General features: G+C 69.9%; 16 protein-coding genes. 10 read left to right on the top strand and 6 right to left on the bottom strand.

The features are described 5' to 3' along the window. The first annotated feature begins 176 nt into the window (after window positions 1–176). Window positions 177–602 carry a hypothetical protein gene (locus tag AB4030_RS11205; protein ID WP_442279300.1) on the top strand — a complete coding sequence of 142 codons (426 nt, stop codon included), beginning with the start codon at window positions 177–179 and terminating at the stop codon, window positions 600–602. A 33-nt stretch (window positions 603–635) separates the two neighbouring features. Here the strand turns inward: AB4030_RS11205 and AB4030_RS11200 are convergent, their stop codons facing one another. Continuing rightward, window positions 636–833, bottom strand: a complete 198-nt coding sequence (locus AB4030_RS11200) for a hypothetical protein (protein ID WP_442279299.1) — start codon at window positions 831–833, stop codon at window positions 636–638. A 99-nt stretch (window positions 834–932) separates the two neighbouring features. Here AB4030_RS11200 and AB4030_RS11195 point away from each other — a divergent pair, with 99 nt between their 5' ends. The 3 genes from AB4030_RS11195 to AB4030_RS11185 all read left to right on the top strand — a co-directional run bounded on the left by AB4030_RS11195 (window position 933) and on the right by AB4030_RS11185 (window position 3,875). Beyond that, window positions 933–2,306, top strand: coding sequence for a hypothetical protein (locus AB4030_RS11195; RefSeq protein WP_442279298.1), 1,374 nt, complete (start codon window positions 933–935; stop codon window positions 2,304–2,306). Window positions 2,307–2,592: 286 nt separating this feature from the next. Then, window positions 2,593–2,943 (top strand): hypothetical protein, encoded by a 351-nt coding sequence (locus AB4030_RS11190; protein WP_442279297.1) that lies wholly within the window; start codon window positions 2,593–2,595, stop codon window positions 2,941–2,943. A gap of 293 nt (window positions 2,944–3,236) precedes the next feature. After that, a complete protein-coding gene (locus AB4030_RS11185) occupies window positions 3,237–3,875 on the top strand; it encodes an NYN domain-containing protein (RefSeq protein ID WP_442279296.1) in 639 nt (212 codons plus the stop codon). Between the two features lie 29 nt (window positions 3,876–3,904). On the opposite strand, the gene AB4030_RS11180 is transcribed toward AB4030_RS11185, so the two are convergent. After that, window positions 3,905–4,774 (bottom strand): hypothetical protein, encoded by an 870-nt coding sequence (locus AB4030_RS11180; RefSeq protein WP_442279295.1) that lies wholly within the window; start codon window positions 4,772–4,774, stop codon window positions 3,905–3,907. A 529-nt stretch (window positions 4,775–5,303) separates the two neighbouring features. Here AB4030_RS11180 and AB4030_RS11175 point away from each other — a divergent pair. After that, complete coding sequence (locus AB4030_RS11175) at window positions 5,304–5,891, top strand: hypothetical protein (RefSeq protein ID WP_442279294.1); 588 nt, start codon at window positions 5,304–5,306, stop codon at window positions 5,889–5,891. A 3-nt stretch (window positions 5,892–5,894) separates the two neighbouring features. Here AB4030_RS11175 and AB4030_RS11170 read toward each other — a convergent pair whose 3' ends face one another. Then, window positions 5,895–6,875: an alpha/beta hydrolase gene (locus AB4030_RS11170; protein ID WP_442279293.1), complete on the bottom strand. Its 981-nt coding sequence runs from the start codon at window positions 6,873–6,875 to the stop codon at window positions 5,895–5,897. A 140-nt stretch (window positions 6,876–7,015) separates the two neighbouring features. Between AB4030_RS11170 and AB4030_RS11165 the strand changes: the two genes are divergently transcribed. The 5 genes from AB4030_RS11165 to AB4030_RS11145 all read left to right on the top strand — a co-directional run bounded on the left by AB4030_RS11165 (window position 7,016) and on the right by AB4030_RS11145 (window position 12,420). Continuing rightward, on the top strand, window positions 7,016–8,677 hold the full coding sequence (locus tag AB4030_RS11165; protein ID WP_442279292.1) for an MFS transporter: 1,662 nt from the start codon (window positions 7,016–7,018) through the stop codon (window positions 8,675–8,677). Then, window positions 8,677–9,861 (top strand): o-succinylbenzoate--CoA ligase, encoded by a 1,185-nt coding sequence (gene menE, locus AB4030_RS11160; RefSeq protein ID WP_442279291.1) that lies wholly within the window; start codon window positions 8,677–8,679, stop codon window positions 9,859–9,861. The genes AB4030_RS11165 and menE overlap by 1 nt, the downstream gene beginning before the upstream one ends. 47 nt (window positions 9,862–9,908) lie before the next feature. Beyond that, window positions 9,909–10,193 (top strand): PLDc N-terminal domain-containing protein, encoded by a 285-nt coding sequence (locus AB4030_RS11155; RefSeq protein WP_442279290.1) that lies wholly within the window; start codon window positions 9,909–9,911, stop codon window positions 10,191–10,193. Window positions 10,194–10,213: 20 nt separating this feature from the next. Then, window positions 10,214–11,089, top strand: coding sequence for a 1,4-dihydroxy-2-naphthoate polyprenyltransferase (locus tag AB4030_RS11150; RefSeq protein ID WP_442279289.1), 876 nt, complete (start codon window positions 10,214–10,216; stop codon window positions 11,087–11,089). A 104-nt stretch (window positions 11,090–11,193) separates the two neighbouring features. Next, complete coding sequence (locus AB4030_RS11145) at window positions 11,194–12,420, top strand: flavin-containing monooxygenase (RefSeq protein ID WP_442279288.1); 1,227 nt, start codon at window positions 11,194–11,196, stop codon at window positions 12,418–12,420. Window positions 12,421–12,428: 8 nt separating this feature from the next. Here the strand turns inward: AB4030_RS11145 and AB4030_RS11140 are convergent, their stop codons facing one another. Genes AB4030_RS11140 through resB form a run of 3 tightly spaced genes read right to left on the bottom strand, consistent with a single transcriptional unit; the run spans window position 12,429 to window position 15,517 of the window. Next, window positions 12,429–12,755, bottom strand: a complete 327-nt coding sequence (locus AB4030_RS11140; RefSeq protein ID WP_442279287.1) for a DUF4229 domain-containing protein — start codon at window positions 12,753–12,755, stop codon at window positions 12,429–12,431. A 6-nt stretch (window positions 12,756–12,761) separates the two neighbouring features. Then, window positions 12,762–13,757: a c-type cytochrome biogenesis protein CcsB gene (gene ccsB / locus AB4030_RS11135; RefSeq protein ID WP_442279286.1), complete on the bottom strand. Its 996-nt coding sequence runs from the start codon at window positions 13,755–13,757 to the stop codon at window positions 12,762–12,764. Beyond that, window positions 13,754–15,517 (bottom strand): cytochrome c biogenesis protein ResB, encoded by a 1,764-nt coding sequence (gene resB / locus AB4030_RS11130; protein WP_442279285.1) that lies wholly within the window; start codon window positions 15,515–15,517, stop codon window positions 13,754–13,756. The genes ccsB and resB overlap by 4 nt, the downstream gene beginning before the upstream one ends.

Raw genomic sequence — 15,517 nt, 5'->3', positions numbered from 1 at the left:
CGCAACCGCCGCGAAGGACGCGAAGGACCGCTGCGGTTGAACAGCCAAGCGGTCACCCACGAGGTGACCCCGAGTCGGTCCTTCGGGTCCTTCGGGGACGGCGTGATCGGGCCCGCGGGCCCACCGAGGGAGTGTCGTCCGGGCCCCAACCTTCTACACGCCCGAAAATGGTTCTCATGAGCGTCCCCGCCGCCATCCCTCTTGTCTCCGGCAAGCACCGCAACCGAGCCCTCGCCACGGCTCGACAGGCCCGTGCCGTCCAGCTGGCGACCGAAGGCCGCACGTACCAGCAGATCGCCGACGAGCTCGGCTACGCCAACCGCGGCACGGTGCACCACATCGTCCACGACGCGCTGGCCAAGGACCGCAAGAACGCCGTCGAGGATCATCAGCAGCTCGAGCTGGCACGGCTGGACGCCCTGCAGGCCGCTCTGTGGGACAAGGCCATGGCCGGCAATGTCGAGGCGGCCCGCGAAGTGCGCGCCGTGATCATGGCTCGATGCCGGCTACTGGGCCTCGACGACAGGGGGGAGCGGCCGACGGCGTGGTCGCCCCGGACGGTGGTGTTGTCGGCCGAGGACCGCGAGGTGCTCGGGGTCTGATTCGTACGTGTTGCATGTCCTGGGTTGCAGGACTCACTCCGGGGCGAGAACGGCGATGAACAGCGTCGGACCGCCAACATGTCGGTCCCACGTGATCGAATGCCGCCTGTGAGCGATGACGTCGTGGTGGTCGAACCAGTCGTGACCGTCGAGAAGCTGCGCGCTCTGCTGGCCGTCGGCTGCGAGGTGTCGAACCTCGACTACAAGCGGCGCGTGGACCTCGACGTACACGGCGAGCTCGTCGAGTTCGCCAAGGATGTCGCCGCGATGCGGTCCTGCGGCGGCTACCTGGTCATCGGAGCAGACGACCAGGGCACCCCGAACGACCTCATGGACGAGGCGCTGTCCAAGAAATTCGACGAGGCGAACCTCCGTCCGAAGGTGGAGCGCCTGCTGCACCGCACGGACGTCGTGTCCGCGCAGCACGTCATCGACGACCACTACATGGTGCTGGTCTACGTGCCACGGCACCCGCTCGGATTCACCGTCGTCAAGGCGTTGGGCGACTACGACCGACCCGGCGCGCGCGGACCGAAGACGGTGATGCGACCTGGCGACGTGTTCGTCCGCAACGGCACATCCAGCGAGCGCTGGGCCGAAGGTGACGTGGAACGGCTCCTCGCCCCGCGTGACTCCGCCCAGCGTGAGGCTCACCGCACCGAGTTCGCCGCGATGGTCGCGGCCATCCAGACAGGCGCCCAGGGGCAGTCAGTCGCGGCGGGGCCGGTGCAGGCACTCGTGTGGCAACTCGACCAAGGCACATTCGACGGCGCCGTCGTCGAGCTCCTCCGCCGTGCGGACACCGTGCCGATCCGCCTCTTCTTGGTGCGCGTGCCCGGCGAAGCGTTGGCCGCTGTGAACAGTGGTGATCGTGACGTCTTTGACTCCATCCTCGACCGGATCGTGTCCCTCGGTGCGGTCGCCCTGACGCTCGGGCGTGGAGATGTCGTGACCGACGTGATCGAGTGTCTCGCCCAGCTCTACCGCTCCACCGGGCTCAACGGCGCCGGGACGATGCTCCCTGCCCAACTCGTCTGGCTCGACATCCTTAGCCGCGTGATGGCCCTGGGAGGTCTCGCGGTTGTCCTCAAAGAGTGGGCGACCGTCCGCACCCTGGCGATCCAGTCGGCGCCGGACCCCTACTACGCCTCCTGGCTGCGTCATGGGCTCACCGAGGCTGCACGCGCTGGAGCCTTCCCAACCACCGCGCCCGGCCAGCGAAACGCCTCGCTGATACCGCTGGCGCGTCGCGCAGCTCACCACCTGCCAGCGCTGCGCCCGTATGTCGTCGACGACGAGGCGTACGATGCCGAACCCGATGCTCCGATCCCGGAGAGTGACCCCGTCCTGGATTCGCTGTGCGCCTTCGACGCTCTGGCGGCGCTGGTAGTGCTGACCTCCCTGGACGCCAACCGGGGGTTCTGGGCCAGCCAGTACTACCCCTCCTTCGGGCACTATTACTCCAGGCGGTCCGAGCCGTATTGGGCACGGCTGCTTCGGGATGACGCCATGCGGGCTTCGTTGCTGCCAGAGGTCGACAACAACAACCTCGGGAGGGCCATGGCTGGCGCCTCGGACGAGGCGCGGCAGGTGATGCAGTTCCGCTGGGGCCTGTGGGAGACGCACGACGAGAAGGTGAACGAGTTCATCGGAGACTGGCGTCGACGGGACGCTGAGCGCGGGGCGGCAGGGCCTGATCTTTGAGCATGACGAGGTCACACAGCGGGCAGGGATGCCCCAACGCTTTCGGCAGGGGCTGTGCCCGGCGCTTGCGGTGGGCGTAGTCGTAGGCCCCGTTAGGCACCCCGGCCCGCCCGTTGGAAAAAGGGTCGGGGGTCGGCTGTGGCGCGCTCCTGGACGCGCGCTCGCCGAGCCTCCCTGTCTCGGCAGGCTGCGCACGTTCGTTGGTATCGCGTTAGCCGCTTCCCCCAACGGGCTAGGGCGTCCGCGCCCTACCCTTGACCCAAAACGGGCATAAGAAGGGCAAATCATGCTGAACAGAAAGACCGCTGTCGTACTCATGGGAACCGCACTGCTCGCGGGCTGCGGCACCACAGCCCCGGCACAGCCCACCCAGACGGTCACCCAGACGCTCGAGACCCCCAGCCCAACGGTGACGGTCACCGAGACCGCTGCGGCGTCCACCCGGTTCTCGGACGCCCAGCAGCGAGCCCTGCTGTCGACATGGAACAGCCTGCCGGCCACCCAGCAGACACAGATCTGCGATGCCTGGAAGATCCCCGCCATGCAGGACGGGATGCTGAACTCGTTCGTCAGGAGCGGGCAACAGATCTTCGACCGCGACGTCGCCCGCAAGTTCTTCAACGACACCTGCGGCTAAGCGTGGCCGGCGACAACGCCTCGACCGCGCCCTCCGGTCGGGGCGTTGTCTTGTCCGTGGCGCCTCGTAGGCTCCCCTAGCGACCAAATCGCAACACACTGACCGCGGCACCCCACGCCACACGAGCGGCCAGCAACAGAGCCCCGCTCACCCTGGCGGGCGGGGCCTCGACACGATGTCTCCGAAGTTATGCGCGGGTTCTAGCTCCGTGCTAGGTTGTACCTACTCCTCCCCACCGTCCAGCCTCCGGGCTGCACTGGTGGGGATTACTTTTTCCCGTTGGGCGGCCTTCAGTGACGAAGAGCGTTGTCGTGTTCGTGGATTACCAAAACGTCTACCGTGGCGCGCGCTCGGCCTTCCACACCCACGCTTGGGATCCGCACTTTTTTGGTCAAATAGACCCACTCAAGCTGGGTCTCCATCTGGCGTCTGACGCTCGCGAGCCTCGCGAACTCGCAGAGGTGCGCGTCTACCGCGGGCTGCCGGCCTCGGCTCGAGATCCCAAGGCATACGGAGCTGCGCGTCGCCAGATCGCGGCTTGGACGCTTGACGACAGGGTCAAGGTCATCACGCGAGCCCTTCGGTATCCCGACGGGTGGCCGCATGCTTGCGACCCGTCGGAGCGGCCACAAGAGAAGGGCATCGACGTCGCCCTAGCCTTGGACTTCGCCATCATGGGCCATGAGAAGCGCTACGACGTAGGTATCGTCTTCTCGGCGGACACGGACCTCAAGCCAGCCCTCGAACATGTCGCCGACAAGAGGCGCGCTTGGGGTACTCCAGTCCCGGAGGTCGCCGCCTGGTCGAGCGTCAACGGGCACTCACGTCGGCTGTCACTCCCGGGGGAGCGCAAGGTCTATTGCCACTGGGTTGGTGCGGATACGTATGCCCACATCCGAGACGACACGGACTACACCCAGCCGTCACGATAGCGGCACTCTTGCACGGATTAGGGCAATGGTCAGGCGCCTGCTCGAGCCGCCAGCGCGAACGCGAGTGCTTCATACGCGTCCATAGCGGTCAGCCCCTCGGAACGCGGGATCTGGACCCTCCCGACGCCTTGGATCTCAACCTCCCACGTGGGAGCCCACCAGAAGCCGTCAGTGTCTTGGTGCCCTGAGCTATTCAACTTCACCAGGTGGAGGGCGAGGACAGAGGACAAAGGACGACTCCAGCACTGTTCGATGGTGAGGTCGGGCCGGGAGTTGTGGATGGTGAGGTCGGATTGGGAGGAGGAGCGGATGGTGACGTCAGGCCGGGAGGGGTGGAGGGTGACGTCGAGGTAGGCCAGCGACTCGCCGGCGAGTCGCATGACCACCCAGTGGGTGCGGTCGCCTGATGGCCGATCCGTGAACACGGATGTCACACCGGGGGCGGCGGTGTCGGCAGTAACCGACCGCAGCGCCTGCACTATCAACACGTGCGGGGTGTAGCTTCCGACTACCAAAAGCTCTTCAGTGAGTGCGTCTACTTCGGTCCCCGCCATGTGCATGCTGGTCTCCATCCGCGCCCAGAGTGTGGCACTCACGCTAGTGCCCCTCCGGCACCAAACGGTGAGAATGCCACCCGAGCCGAACTGAGATCCCACTTGGCTTGATGCACCCCACCAAACGTGGCTATTCCGGCCACGTGCCCATCCGGGGACGGCTAGGGTTCCGGCCATGATCGGGCTTTTCGCACTTATGCTGAGAATCACTATTAAGTTGACCGTGCTTATGGTCGTTCTCTTCGGTTTTCTGGCATGGTTCATGCTCTGGTTCTCAGTCTGGGCCATCGCTATGTGCATTCCGTCCACGAGGCTGACTGCCAAGTCCTGGAAGGCCCCGACCATCCCCCACCTTCACCGACTGCTGTAGTCATGCGCTCAACCACAGACACCCCCGCCACTCGGGCAAGTAGCGGGGGTGTCGGCGGTGCTGGCGCAGGTCGGGTCACGGGGCTTATCAGTCGAGCCCTACCCGGCCGTCGTTTCGGAAAGGGCCAATGGTGACGTTGACGCCAGACGCTAGAGGGGCGGTCAACCAGCGAACGTCGGCGTCACGAGCCAGGTGCCCTGAAGCTGGCCCAGGGAGGCGCTATAGCGGTCCGGGATCATGGCCGCGTAGTTGTAGCACCGGATCAGCACGCCCAGGCCTCCTCAGCCTCGAGATCGACTGCGACACAAGCGAAGTGCCGAGTCGGTCTGGCCCGAGTCGATCATGCACCCCGACCATGGCCGTAGATGCCCACACCTGAGATCGCAGATCCGTTGGTTGGGCATGCCAGGGCGGTACTGGTCCGGGGTCGCGTCCACCTGGCCCGTCGAGCCGGTGGAGAGCGGACACCCCACCTTGGTGTTGGCTCGAGCACAGGTGCCGGGCTTGGGAGGTGCGCTCCTCGCCTCGTCCGTGTTGCCGTGGCGGGCAGCCGGCAAGTACTGGCCCCCGGGGGACGACCACGACTTCCAGAGCCGGTTCGCACGCGTGCTCTCGCGGCATCAGGCAGCGATCCTCGAAGCGAGGGAAGACGACGTCGTCGTCTGGGGCGGGGACTTCAATCAGACGCTCTCGGGCACGGAGGAAGTCGGCAGCAGCTCTGGGCGGCAGGCTCTTGGCGCGGCATTCGAGAGCCTCGACCTGCGTGTGGTCACCCGGGATGCTCGAGTCATCGCGAGCAACGCGTACGCGATCGACCACATCGCTGTGGCGCACCACCTCGACACTGTGTCGGCGATGTGCGTACTCCCCACCGCGCGCGACGGTGCGCTCTCCGACCATCCGGCGTACCTCGCAGAGGTCGGTCCACGAGCCACTGGATCCCATCATCAGTCCGCAGAAAGTCCGCAAGATGTCCAGCCGAGACCAGCTACGGTCAACACTCCCCAACGCATCTCCGCAGGTCAGGCCAACGTTGCCAACGACTGCCGTCACCTGAACGCCGCGCAGGCGGACTTCCCCTGGTACTTCTGAGGATCAGAGCGCGTTCATGAAGGCGACGGTGGCGGCGACGATCTGCCGCTGGGCCTCGCTGCGGCTGACCGTCGGCGTGCCGTCGCCGGGCTGCTCGCCGTAGTCGCCGAAGTAGGAGTGCACCGCACCCTCCACGCGGGTGTATGCCGTGTCGCCCGGGAGCAGCGACCGGCTCGCCTCGACGTCGGCCGGGGTCGTGAAGCCGTCGCGGCTGCCGCTCACCGACGCCACAGCGAGGTCGGTGCGGTCGGCGAGGGAGCCGACGGGATAGGACGCCCAGAGCACGAGTCCCCTGACCTCACCGGGGTGGTCGTGGGCGAAGGTCGCTGCGACGACGCCGCCGAGGCTGTGGCCGGCGACGGCCCAGGCGGTGACCTCGGGGTAGCGGTCGATGAACGTCTGCGGCGCGCCCATGGCCAGGAAGCCGATGCCGAAGGGCTGCTTGACGACGATGACGAGGACGCCCTGCCTGCTCACCTCCGACAACATCGGCACGTAGGCCCGGGAGTCCACCCGGGCGCCGGGCTGGAAGACCAGTCCCCGGGTCGGGGTGCCACTCGCCGGCCTGATGACGATGTGGTCGGGCGCGTCGGTGATGCGCACGTCGGCGCTGCCCGACATGGCCGCGACCGCCTCGGGCGTCGCGCCGAAGGGCCGCAGCCAGACGAGCGCTCCGAGCACGAGGACGGTCACGACGACCCCGAGAGTGCGGCCGACGAGCCGCCACCCCGTCCACGGGCGCCTCCCCCGCGCCACCTCTTCGGAGTGGTCCCGCACGACAAGCACCACGCCGATGAGGCCGCAGGCCGCGAGCGCGATCACCTGGGCGGGGTTGCCGGCCAGCAGCACGGACCGGTCGAGCAGGAACAGCATGAGGGGCACGACGAGCCAGAGGACTCCGAGCACGACGGAGAACCGAACCCGTCGGCGAGGACGGACGGCTGGCTCGGGGCCGAGCTCCCCCTCGCCCGGCACGCTCGTCACGTACCGAGCGTAACGACGCCGGCCGTGCCGCGGTGCCCGCGGACGGTTTCTTCACGGCATGAACGAGCCGCCCGGGACGGCGCCACGTCGAAGCCGGTGTCGGTCGCACGCCGGACATCCGGACAGGGCAGGATGTTGGGGTGGAACCGAGCGACGACCGCCGCGCCAGCTCTGGCCGCAGTGCGCCCGGCGCCTCACCGGACTTTCCCGAGGGAGGCCGCCCCGCGGACTTCCGTCAGCCACCTCGCACCACCGCGGCCAACGCGACACGCGCCATCGGGCGAGGACTCGGTCGCGCCGCCACCGGGACGGCCCGGCTGACAGCGCGCTCGGGCCGCTTCGCCGCCGCCAAGGCCCACGCGTACACCCACTCCGGCGGCGCCGGCGAGACCGGGCTGGCGCGCATGACCGAGCTGCACGCGAGTCACACCGCGGGCGACACGATCATGACGCTGGCCCTCGCGGGCACCCTCTTCTTCAACCCGCAGACGGCCCAGGCCCGCGGCGACGTCGCGACCTTCCTGCTCCTGACGATGGTCCCGTTCGTCCTCGTCGCGCCACTCATCGGCCCGCTGCTCGACCGCTTCAGGCACGGTCGGCGGTGGGCCATCGGCACGACGCTCGCGGTCCGGGCCTTCCTCTGCTGGGTCCTGGGCGAGGCGATCACCAACGACAGCAGCTGGCTCTTCCCCGCCGCGCTCGGCTGCCTCGTCGCGTCCCGGGCCTACAACATCACCCGGGCAGCCGCGGTCCCGCGCCTGCTGCCACCGGGCACCACTCTCGTCAAGGCGAACTCGCGCGTGTCGATGGCCGGGGTCGTCGGGGCGCTCATCGGCGGTGTGCTCGGCGGCGTGGCGATGCTCGCCGGGCCGGCCTGGGCGCTCCGGGTGGCGTTCGTCGTCTTCGTCGTCGGCACCGTCCAGGCCATCCGGCTGCCGGAGCGTGTCGACTCCTCCCTCGGTGAGATGTCCATCGACGACACGACCCCGATCCCCCTCAGCGCCCCACCGCGCGACGGCACCGACGGCACCGACGGCACCGACGGCACCGACGGCACCGACGGCACCGGCATGGGGACCCCGCCGGTCGCCAGCTCGCTCCGCGGCACCCAGCGCGGCTGGTCGGACTCCTCGGCGCGACGGCATACGGCCGCTGACGGGGACACCCTCACCGTCGACTCTCTGGGACCGCTGGGCCGGTTCCGTCGACGCAAGCAGGCGATCCCGTGGCCGGTCATGCACGCCATGTGGTCGACGGGTGGCACGCGCGTGCTCACCGGCTTCCTCATCCTCTTCATGGCGTTCCTTGCCAAGGAGCACCCGATCGACGGCGTCCGCGGCGAGGTCGTCCTCGCGATCATCGCCGTGGCCATCGGGGTCGGCAACTGCCTCGGGAGCGTCGTCGGCAACGTCGTGCGCGACCAGCGGCCGGAGCGCATCGCCATGGTGTCGGTGCTCGCGGCGACGGTCTGCTGCGCCGCGACAGGCATCTGGTACGGCGTGTGGACCCTCGCCCTGCTCGGCTTCGTCCAGGGGCACTCGGCGCAGCTGTCCAAGCTCTGCTTCGACGCGCTCGTGCAGCGCGAGGTCCCCGAGAACGTCCGCACGTCGGTCTTCGCGTGGTCCGAGACGATGCTCCAGGTGCTCTGGGTCGTCGGTGGCACCCTCGGCATCGTGCTCCCCCTCAACCCGTACGTCGGGTTCCCCGTCTGCGCGGTCGTGCTCGTGTGGACCGTTGCCATGGCGGCCCGGCAGCGCCGCCGCGCCCTGCCCACCGCCCGACCGAGAGCGAGACGTGCCTGATGGCCGCGCCGTCCCCCCGACCGCTGGCGATCCCCGCCGGACCCGCCGTCCTCGACGTGCTGCCCGCCCTCGAGGCGTCCCTCACGGGCCGCTCCCCCGTGCTGCCGTATGCCGTCGACGAGTCGCCGCCGGCCGTACCGTCCCATGCCCCAGCCGACCTGCCCGACGGCCTGGCGGTCGCGATCGGCACGTCCGGATCGACCGGCCGTCCCAAGCGGGCGCTGCTGACGGCGGACGCGCTCGAGCGGTCGGCGTGGGCGACGCACCAGGTCCTCGGCGGCAGTGGCGCGTGGCTGCTCGCGATGCCGGCCCACCACATCGCCGGGCTGCAGGTGCTGCTCCGTTCGATCGCCGCCGGGGTCGCCCCGGCCGTGCTCGACCTGCGTGACGGCTTCTCCGTCGAGGCGTTCGCCGCCGCGTCAGCCCGGGTCCACCCCACGAGCGCGGCCGCGCGGCGCTACACGGCGCTCGTGCCGACGCAGCTGTCGCGGCTCGTCGACGACCCGGCGGGGGTGGCAGCCCTGCGCGGCTTCGACGGCGTGCTCGTCGGCGGCGCCGCCACACCTCCCGCGCTCGTCGAGCGCGCCCGCGCCCTCGGGGTCGTGCTCAGCCTCACCTACGGCATGAGCGAGACGGCCGGTGGCTGCGTCTACGACGGCATCCCGCTGCCCGTCAGCCGCGTCCACGTCGACAACGACCGGCACGTCGTGCTCGGCGGCGACACCGTCGCCCACGGCTACCTCGGCGAGCCGGGCCTGACCCGCGACGCGTTCACCGTCGACCCCGACGGCGTCCGGTGGTTCCGCACCGACGACCTCGGCCACTTCGACGACGGGGGCCTGCTCGTCATCGACGGCCGGGCCGACGACGTCATCAACACCGGCGGCCTCAAGATCAACCCCGGCGTCGTCGAGGACGCCATGACACGGCACCTCGACGACGTCCTCGACGTGGTGGTCCTCGGCCTCCCCGACCCGGAGTGGGGCGAGTCCGTTTGTGCCGCAGTGACGCTCGTCGACCCGACCGGGCACCTGACGACGCGCCAGGTGCGTGAGCGCCTGCGCGGCATACTCCCCGACGCGGCGCTGCCGCGCCGGGTCCTCGTGCTCGCCTCCATCCCGCAACGCGGGCCCGGCAAGCCTGACCGGGCCGCCATCCGACGCGCCGTTCAGGGTCCCGCCTGAGCGGTGGCAAGATAAGGGTGTTCCCACCCTCGCCGAAGGAGGTCGTCGTGCTGCGCGTCATGCTCGTCGCCCTCGTCGTCTTCGCCTCCATCTATGCGTTCGTCGACTGCGTGCAGACCGACCACCGGGTGGTGCGGACGATGCCCAAGCCGGTCTGGCTCATCGCGGTCCTCGTGCCCGTCCTCGGCCCGATCGGCTGGCTCGTGGCCGGCCGAGCCGGTGCCCGCGGCGGCCCCGCACCACGAGGGCCGGGTCGCCGCCCGTCCGGGCCGCGAGGACCCAGAGGGCCACTAGGGCCCGACGACGACCCCGACTTCCTCCGCAAGCTGTAGAAGGACGCCCCGAGAACTCCATGGCCACTCTGTCCCAGTGGATCGAGGGCGCCCGCCCTCGCACGCTGCCCGCCGCCGTCTCCCCCATCCTCGTCGGCACCGGTGCCGCCTACCAGACCGGCCACGTCGTCTGGGCGTATGCCGTGCTCGCCCTCGTCGTGGCCCTGGCCCTCCAGGTCGGGGTCAACTTCGCCAACGACTACTCCGACGGAATCCGCGGCACCGACGAGGTGCGGGTGGGCCCGGTGCGCCTCGTGGGGCAGCGGCTCGCGGCGCCGCGTTCGGTCAAGATCGCGGCCTTCGCGTGCTTCTTCTTCGCGGGTCTCATGGGCCTCGCGCTCGTCGGCCTCTCCGGCCTGTGGATCATGATCCCGATCGGTGCGGCCGCCATCGTCGCGGCGTGGTACTACACCGGCGGGTCACGGCCCTACGGCTACCTCGGGCTCGGCGAGGTCTTCGTCTTCGTCTTCTTCGGCCTCGTCGCGACCCTCGGCACGATGGCGACGATGACGCCGCCGACGGCAGCCGGCTGGTGGGGAGCGATCGGGGTGGGTGCCCTCGCCTCGGCCATCCTCGTCGCCAACAACCTGCGCGACATCCCGACCGACCGCGAGCACGGCAAGCGCACGCTCGCCGTGCGGATGGGAGAGTCCGGCACGCGAGCCTTCTACGTCGCGCTCGTCGCGGTGGCGTTCGTCATGACCGGTCTCGCCGCGCTCACCTCACCGTGGGCGCTGCTCGCGGTCCTGGCCGCACCGCTCGTCGTCCGGCCGATGCAGGCGGTCATCGGGCGCGCCACCGGCGCGGGTCTGATCCCGGCCCTGGCCGGCACGGGCCAGTTCCAGCTGGCGTGGTCGCTGCTGCTCGCGGTCGGCCTCGCCCTCGGGCGGGCCTGACACCCTCCGCCCCCGCGGGTCGAGGTGATCCCTCGCGACCCGGCGCAACGGCATGCATCCGCATTCGGCTGACGGGGGCCACGTCCCGGTGCCACCGTGGACGCGTGGTCGAGGAGATCGACGTCGTCGTCATCGGGGCCGGTCAGGCCGGCCTCGCGACGAGCCACGAGCTCGGGATGCGCGGCGTCGATCACGTCGTCCTCGAGGCGAGTGTCCCGGGCTCGTCGTGGCTCGGGAGGTGGGACAGCTTCACCCTCGTCGGCCCCAACCACACGGTGCGACTCCCGGGCGCCGCCTACGACGGCGACGACCCGGGCGGCTTCATGACCGGCTCCGAGGTGGCCGGACACCTCCAGGCGTATGCCGGCCGGCTCGGCCGCGTTCGCCAAGGCGTGCCGGTGCGCGGCCTGAGGCGGCATGCCGGCGGCGGGTTCGAACTGCGCACCGACGGCGAGGGGATCCGCAGCCGCATCGTGGTCGTCGCCACGGGCGCCTACCAGCGGCCGCTCGTGCCGGCCGCCGTGGCGGGTCTCTCGCCCGACGTGCCGTACGTCGACGTGTCCGGCTACCGCAACCCGGCGGCCCTGCGGGACGGCGCGGTGCTGGTCGTCGGCAGCGGGCAGAGCGCCTGCCAGATCGCCGAGGAGCTCGCGCTCACGGGACGCGACGTCGTCATGGCGTGCGGGCGGGCGCCCTGGTTCCTGCGCCGGGTCGGCGGCCGCGACCTCTTCGATTGGCTGCTGGACTCGACGTTCTACGAGCAGACCCCAGACCAGCTCCCGGCCCCCGCGGCGCGGCACGGGGCCAACATCCAGGCCACGGGCGCCGGCGGCGGCCACGACCTGCACTACCGGACGCTGGCCGCACTCGGCGTGCGCCTCGTGGGGCACCTCGTCGCGATCGACGGGCACACCGCCACATTCGCGCATGACTTGCCGGAGGTCATCGCCGCCGGAGACGCCGGGTTCCGGTTCGTGCGCGACACGATCGAGGCGGTGTGCCGACGGGTCGGGGTGCCGGCCCCGGACATCCCGGAGCCCGGACGGCTCGACACGACGGCGCCGACCTCGCTGGACCTGCGCGGTTTCGGCGCCGTCGTCGTGGCCACCGGATTCCGCTCGCGCTACACCGAGTGGATCGACATCCCAGGTCTCGTCGACGAGCAGGGCTTCCCGGTGCACGTCGACGGCGAGAGCGTGGTGGCACCCGACCTGCACTTCGTCGGCGTCCACTTCCTGCGTCGGCGCCGCTCGTCACTGCTCTTCGGTGTCGGCGACGACGCCACCGCGACGGCGACTCGCATCGCCATCCGGAGCGGCCTGCCGGCCTAGTGGTCGGCCTAGTGGTCGGCCTTGCGGGGGTCCTCGGCGGCTGCCGCTCCCGTGGCGTCCGCGTCGCGCGTCGGGCGCTCGTCCTCGGCGTCCTCGGCAAACTCGTCGCTCGTCGGGTCGACCTCCTGCTTCGCCACGAGCTTGGCCTCGTGCCGGTCGACGAGCTTGGCCGTGATCTCGTCGCGCATGCCGCGCAGCAGGATGTAGGACGCAGCGGCCGACGCGATGGCCGACGCCCCGAGCAGGAGCACCGGGTTGTTGCGCAGGCCGATGAGCCAGAAGAGGAAGAGGAACCCGAAGAAGATCAGGATGCGGAGCAGGGAGTAGCGGACCATGTCAGATCACATGCCTGAGTAGTTGTGCATGCCCACGAAGGTCGACACGAGGTTGACCAGCGTGAAGTTGATGAGGACGGCGACGTAGCCCGCGAGCGCGATGTACATCGACCTGCGGTGGTCGACGCCGGCCGTCGCGCGGCTGTGCATGTAGGCGGCGTAGACCGTCCAGATGACGAAGGTCCACACCTCCTTGGGGTCCCACTGCCAGTAGGCGCCCCAGGCCTGCTTGGCCCAGATGGCTCCCGCGATGAGCGTGAACGTCCAGAGGATGAAGGCCACCATGTTGAGGCTGTATGCCGTGTGCTCGAGTGAGGTCGAGCTCGGCAGCGACTCGATGAAGCTGGCCTTGGCCGGGGGCTTCTCCTCGCGGCGCAGGCGCACGAGGTAGAGCACGCCGACCGCGAACGCGAGCGTGAAGAAGGCGACGGCGAGGAAGGCCACCGTCACGTGGATGGCGAGCCAGTAGGACTTCAGGGCCGGCATGAGCTCGCCGGCCTCGGTGTAGAGGACCGTCAGCGCGAGGCCGAGCACGAGCAGGATCGGGGCGACGATGAAGACGCCGAGCCACTGCCAGCGGTTGCGCTTGGCCAGCACGCTGTAGGCCGCACCGACGGCGGCTGCCGCGGCGGTCGCGAACTCGAACATGTTGCCCCACGGGGGGCGACCCACCGCCAGCCCGCGCATGAGGACCGACGCGACGAGCAGCGCCGACGCGAGGTAGGTCAGCATCAACGCGATGCTGCCGCGCTGGCGGCTCTTCAGGCTCTCCTCGACAGCCGGCCCAGCGGCATCGTGCGCCGCCCGAGGACGTTCGGTCGTCGTCGGCGCCCCCGCCCCGACGAGGACGCCCGCGCGCTGGTCGGCCGGGACGGCGGCGACCTCGGAGTCGACCGCCTTGGGGGCGCGCGCCGCCAGGTGCCAGGTGAAGGCGAGCATGGCGAGGGTATAGACGATCATCGACGCGTAGAGCGCGGCGTTGGCGTTGGCTGCGAGGTTCACGAGCGGTCGGTCCGTTCTGCAAGGCGGTCGTGCACGCCGGTCGTGATCGCGGTGACGATCGCGGCGAGCCCGGGGTCGGAGTCCTTCGAGAGGCCACCGATGGTCACCACGGTAGCCGGTCGTCCGTCGGCGCCGGGAGGGCTGTCGAACGTGCCCCCGGCGTCGGGCTCGCCACCGGCGCCCACCGGGGCCGGGCGGACGCGGACGAAGACGCGGCGGCGCTTGATGGTGAGCCCGAGGATGAGGCCGAGGGTGGCGAGAATGGCACTGACGAGACTGATCGGGGCACCCGGGTCGGTGCGCACCGACAGGCCCGCGAACCGCTTGACGCTGTCGAACGTGATCGAGCCGCGGCCGCCGGGCAGCTGCTTGGTCTGTCCGGGCTTGAGGCGGAACAGGGCCGGCGAGCCGCCCGGCTGCAGCACCTGCTTCATCTGCTCGGTGTTGAGCGTGTAGACCGACTGGGGTGCACCACCGGGGAAGAGGTTGCCCTCCCACAGCGACATCGCGATCTCCGGGTTGTTCGCATCGGGGAAGAGCGAGACGGGGCCGTTGGTGAAGGTCGGCTCGGCCGTCGGGAGGAAGAAGCCGGTGAAGCCGAGCTGCTTGGGCGACGCCGACGGCACCTTGATGACGCCGACGGACCGGTAGTTCGGATCCTGCGGGAGGAACGGCGTCGCCTCGCGGTAGAGGACGGCGCCCTTCGCGTCACGCACCGTGATGACCGGGGTGTAGCCGTTGCCGAGCAGGAAGATGTCGGCGCCGTCGACGGTGATCGGGTGGTTGACCGAGACGCTCTCGCTCGTCGCCGGCGCGCCGGGCGAGCTGCGCAGGGTCGTCTGGGCGTCGAAGAAGCGCGGCTTGCCGAAGTTGCGCCCAGGGGTGTCGTTGAACTCGACGTGGAGCTTGTCGAGCGACAGGACGAAGGGCGGCAACGTCTCCGTGTCGACCCAGGGCCCCGGCGAGATCGTGTTGTAGGTGCCCGCCGACGACGCGAACTTGTCGCCCTCGGCGAGGATGACGTCGCCGCGCCAGCCGAACAGGTGACCGACGGCCATGCCGATGATGATCCCCGTGAGCGCGAGATGGAAGAGCAGGTTGCCGGTCTCGCGGAGGTAGCCGGACTCCGCGGAGATGCTCGTGCCGTCGTGTGAGTGCACACGGAACCGTTTGCGCTTCAGGACCTTCCGCGCTGCATCGAGGGCCTCGTCAGGCGACAGGGCGGTCGTGAGCTCCGTGTGCTCGTCGAGCCGCTTCAGCCGGGCGGGGGCGCGCGGCGGGGTCGAGCGCAGGGCCGACAGGTGCACCTTGGTGCGGGGCACGATGCAACCGACGAGGGAGATGAAGAGCAACAGGTAGATCGCCGAGAACCACGGGGACGCGTAGACGTCGAAGAAGCCGAGCCGGTCGAGCCACGGCGACGTCTTGGGGTTCTGCGCGATGTAGTCGGCGACCCGGCCGGCGTCGATGTTGCGCTGCGGGAAGATCGAGCCCGGCACGGCGGCGATCGAGAGCATCAGGAGCAGGAAGAGCGCCGTCCGCATGCTCGTCAGCTGGCGCCAGCCCCAACGGAGCATCCCGAAGACGCCGAGGGTCGGCAGCGTCGGCTCCTGACGGTCGGGCCGCATCCCGTTGCGTAGTCGCTGGGCTCCCTGGGTGCGCGCCCCGTCCTTCGAGCCCTGCTCGGTGGCCGGGTCGGTGGCCGGGTCGGTGGCCGGGTCGGTGGCCGGGTCGGTGGCCGGGTTCGTGTCGGTGCTCAT

Origin of the sequence: Terrabacter sp. 2YAF2 (assembly GCF_052114705.1) — a bacterium.
GTDB lineage: Bacteria > Actinomycetota > Actinomycetes > Actinomycetales > Dermatophilaceae > Terrabacter.
The sequence above is the reverse complement of the archived record's forward strand: the minus strand, read 5'-3'. Positions and strand labels throughout refer to the sequence as shown.

Excerpts from the sequence above, each read along its gene's own strand:
- AB4030_RS11205 (WP_442279300.1), top strand. The coding sequence starts at position 177 with ATGAGCGTCCCCGCCGCCATCCCTCTTGTCTCCGGCAAGCACCGCAAC.
- AB4030_RS11195 (WP_442279298.1), top strand. The coding sequence starts at position 933 with ATGGACGAGGCGCTGTCCAAGAAATTCGACGAGGCGAACCTCCGTCCG.
- AB4030_RS11190 (WP_442279297.1), top strand. The coding sequence starts at position 2,593 with ATGCTGAACAGAAAGACCGCTGTCGTACTCATGGGAACCGCACTGCTC.
- AB4030_RS11180 (WP_442279295.1), bottom strand. The coding sequence starts at position 4,774 with ATGGTCGGGGCCTTCCAGGACTTGGCAGTCAGCCTCGTGGACGGAATG.
- menE (WP_442279291.1), top strand. The coding sequence starts at position 8,677 with ATGGCCGCGCCGTCCCCCCGACCGCTGGCGATCCCCGCCGGACCCGCC.
- AB4030_RS11150 (WP_442279289.1), top strand. The coding sequence starts at position 10,214 with ATGGCCACTCTGTCCCAGTGGATCGAGGGCGCCCGCCCTCGCACGCTG.
- AB4030_RS11140 (WP_442279287.1), bottom strand. The coding sequence starts at position 12,755 with ATGGTCCGCTACTCCCTGCTCCGCATCCTGATCTTCTTCGGGTTCCTC.
- resB (WP_442279285.1), bottom strand. The coding sequence starts at position 15,517 with ATGAGCACCGACACGAACCCGGCCACCGACCCGGCCACCGACCCGGCC.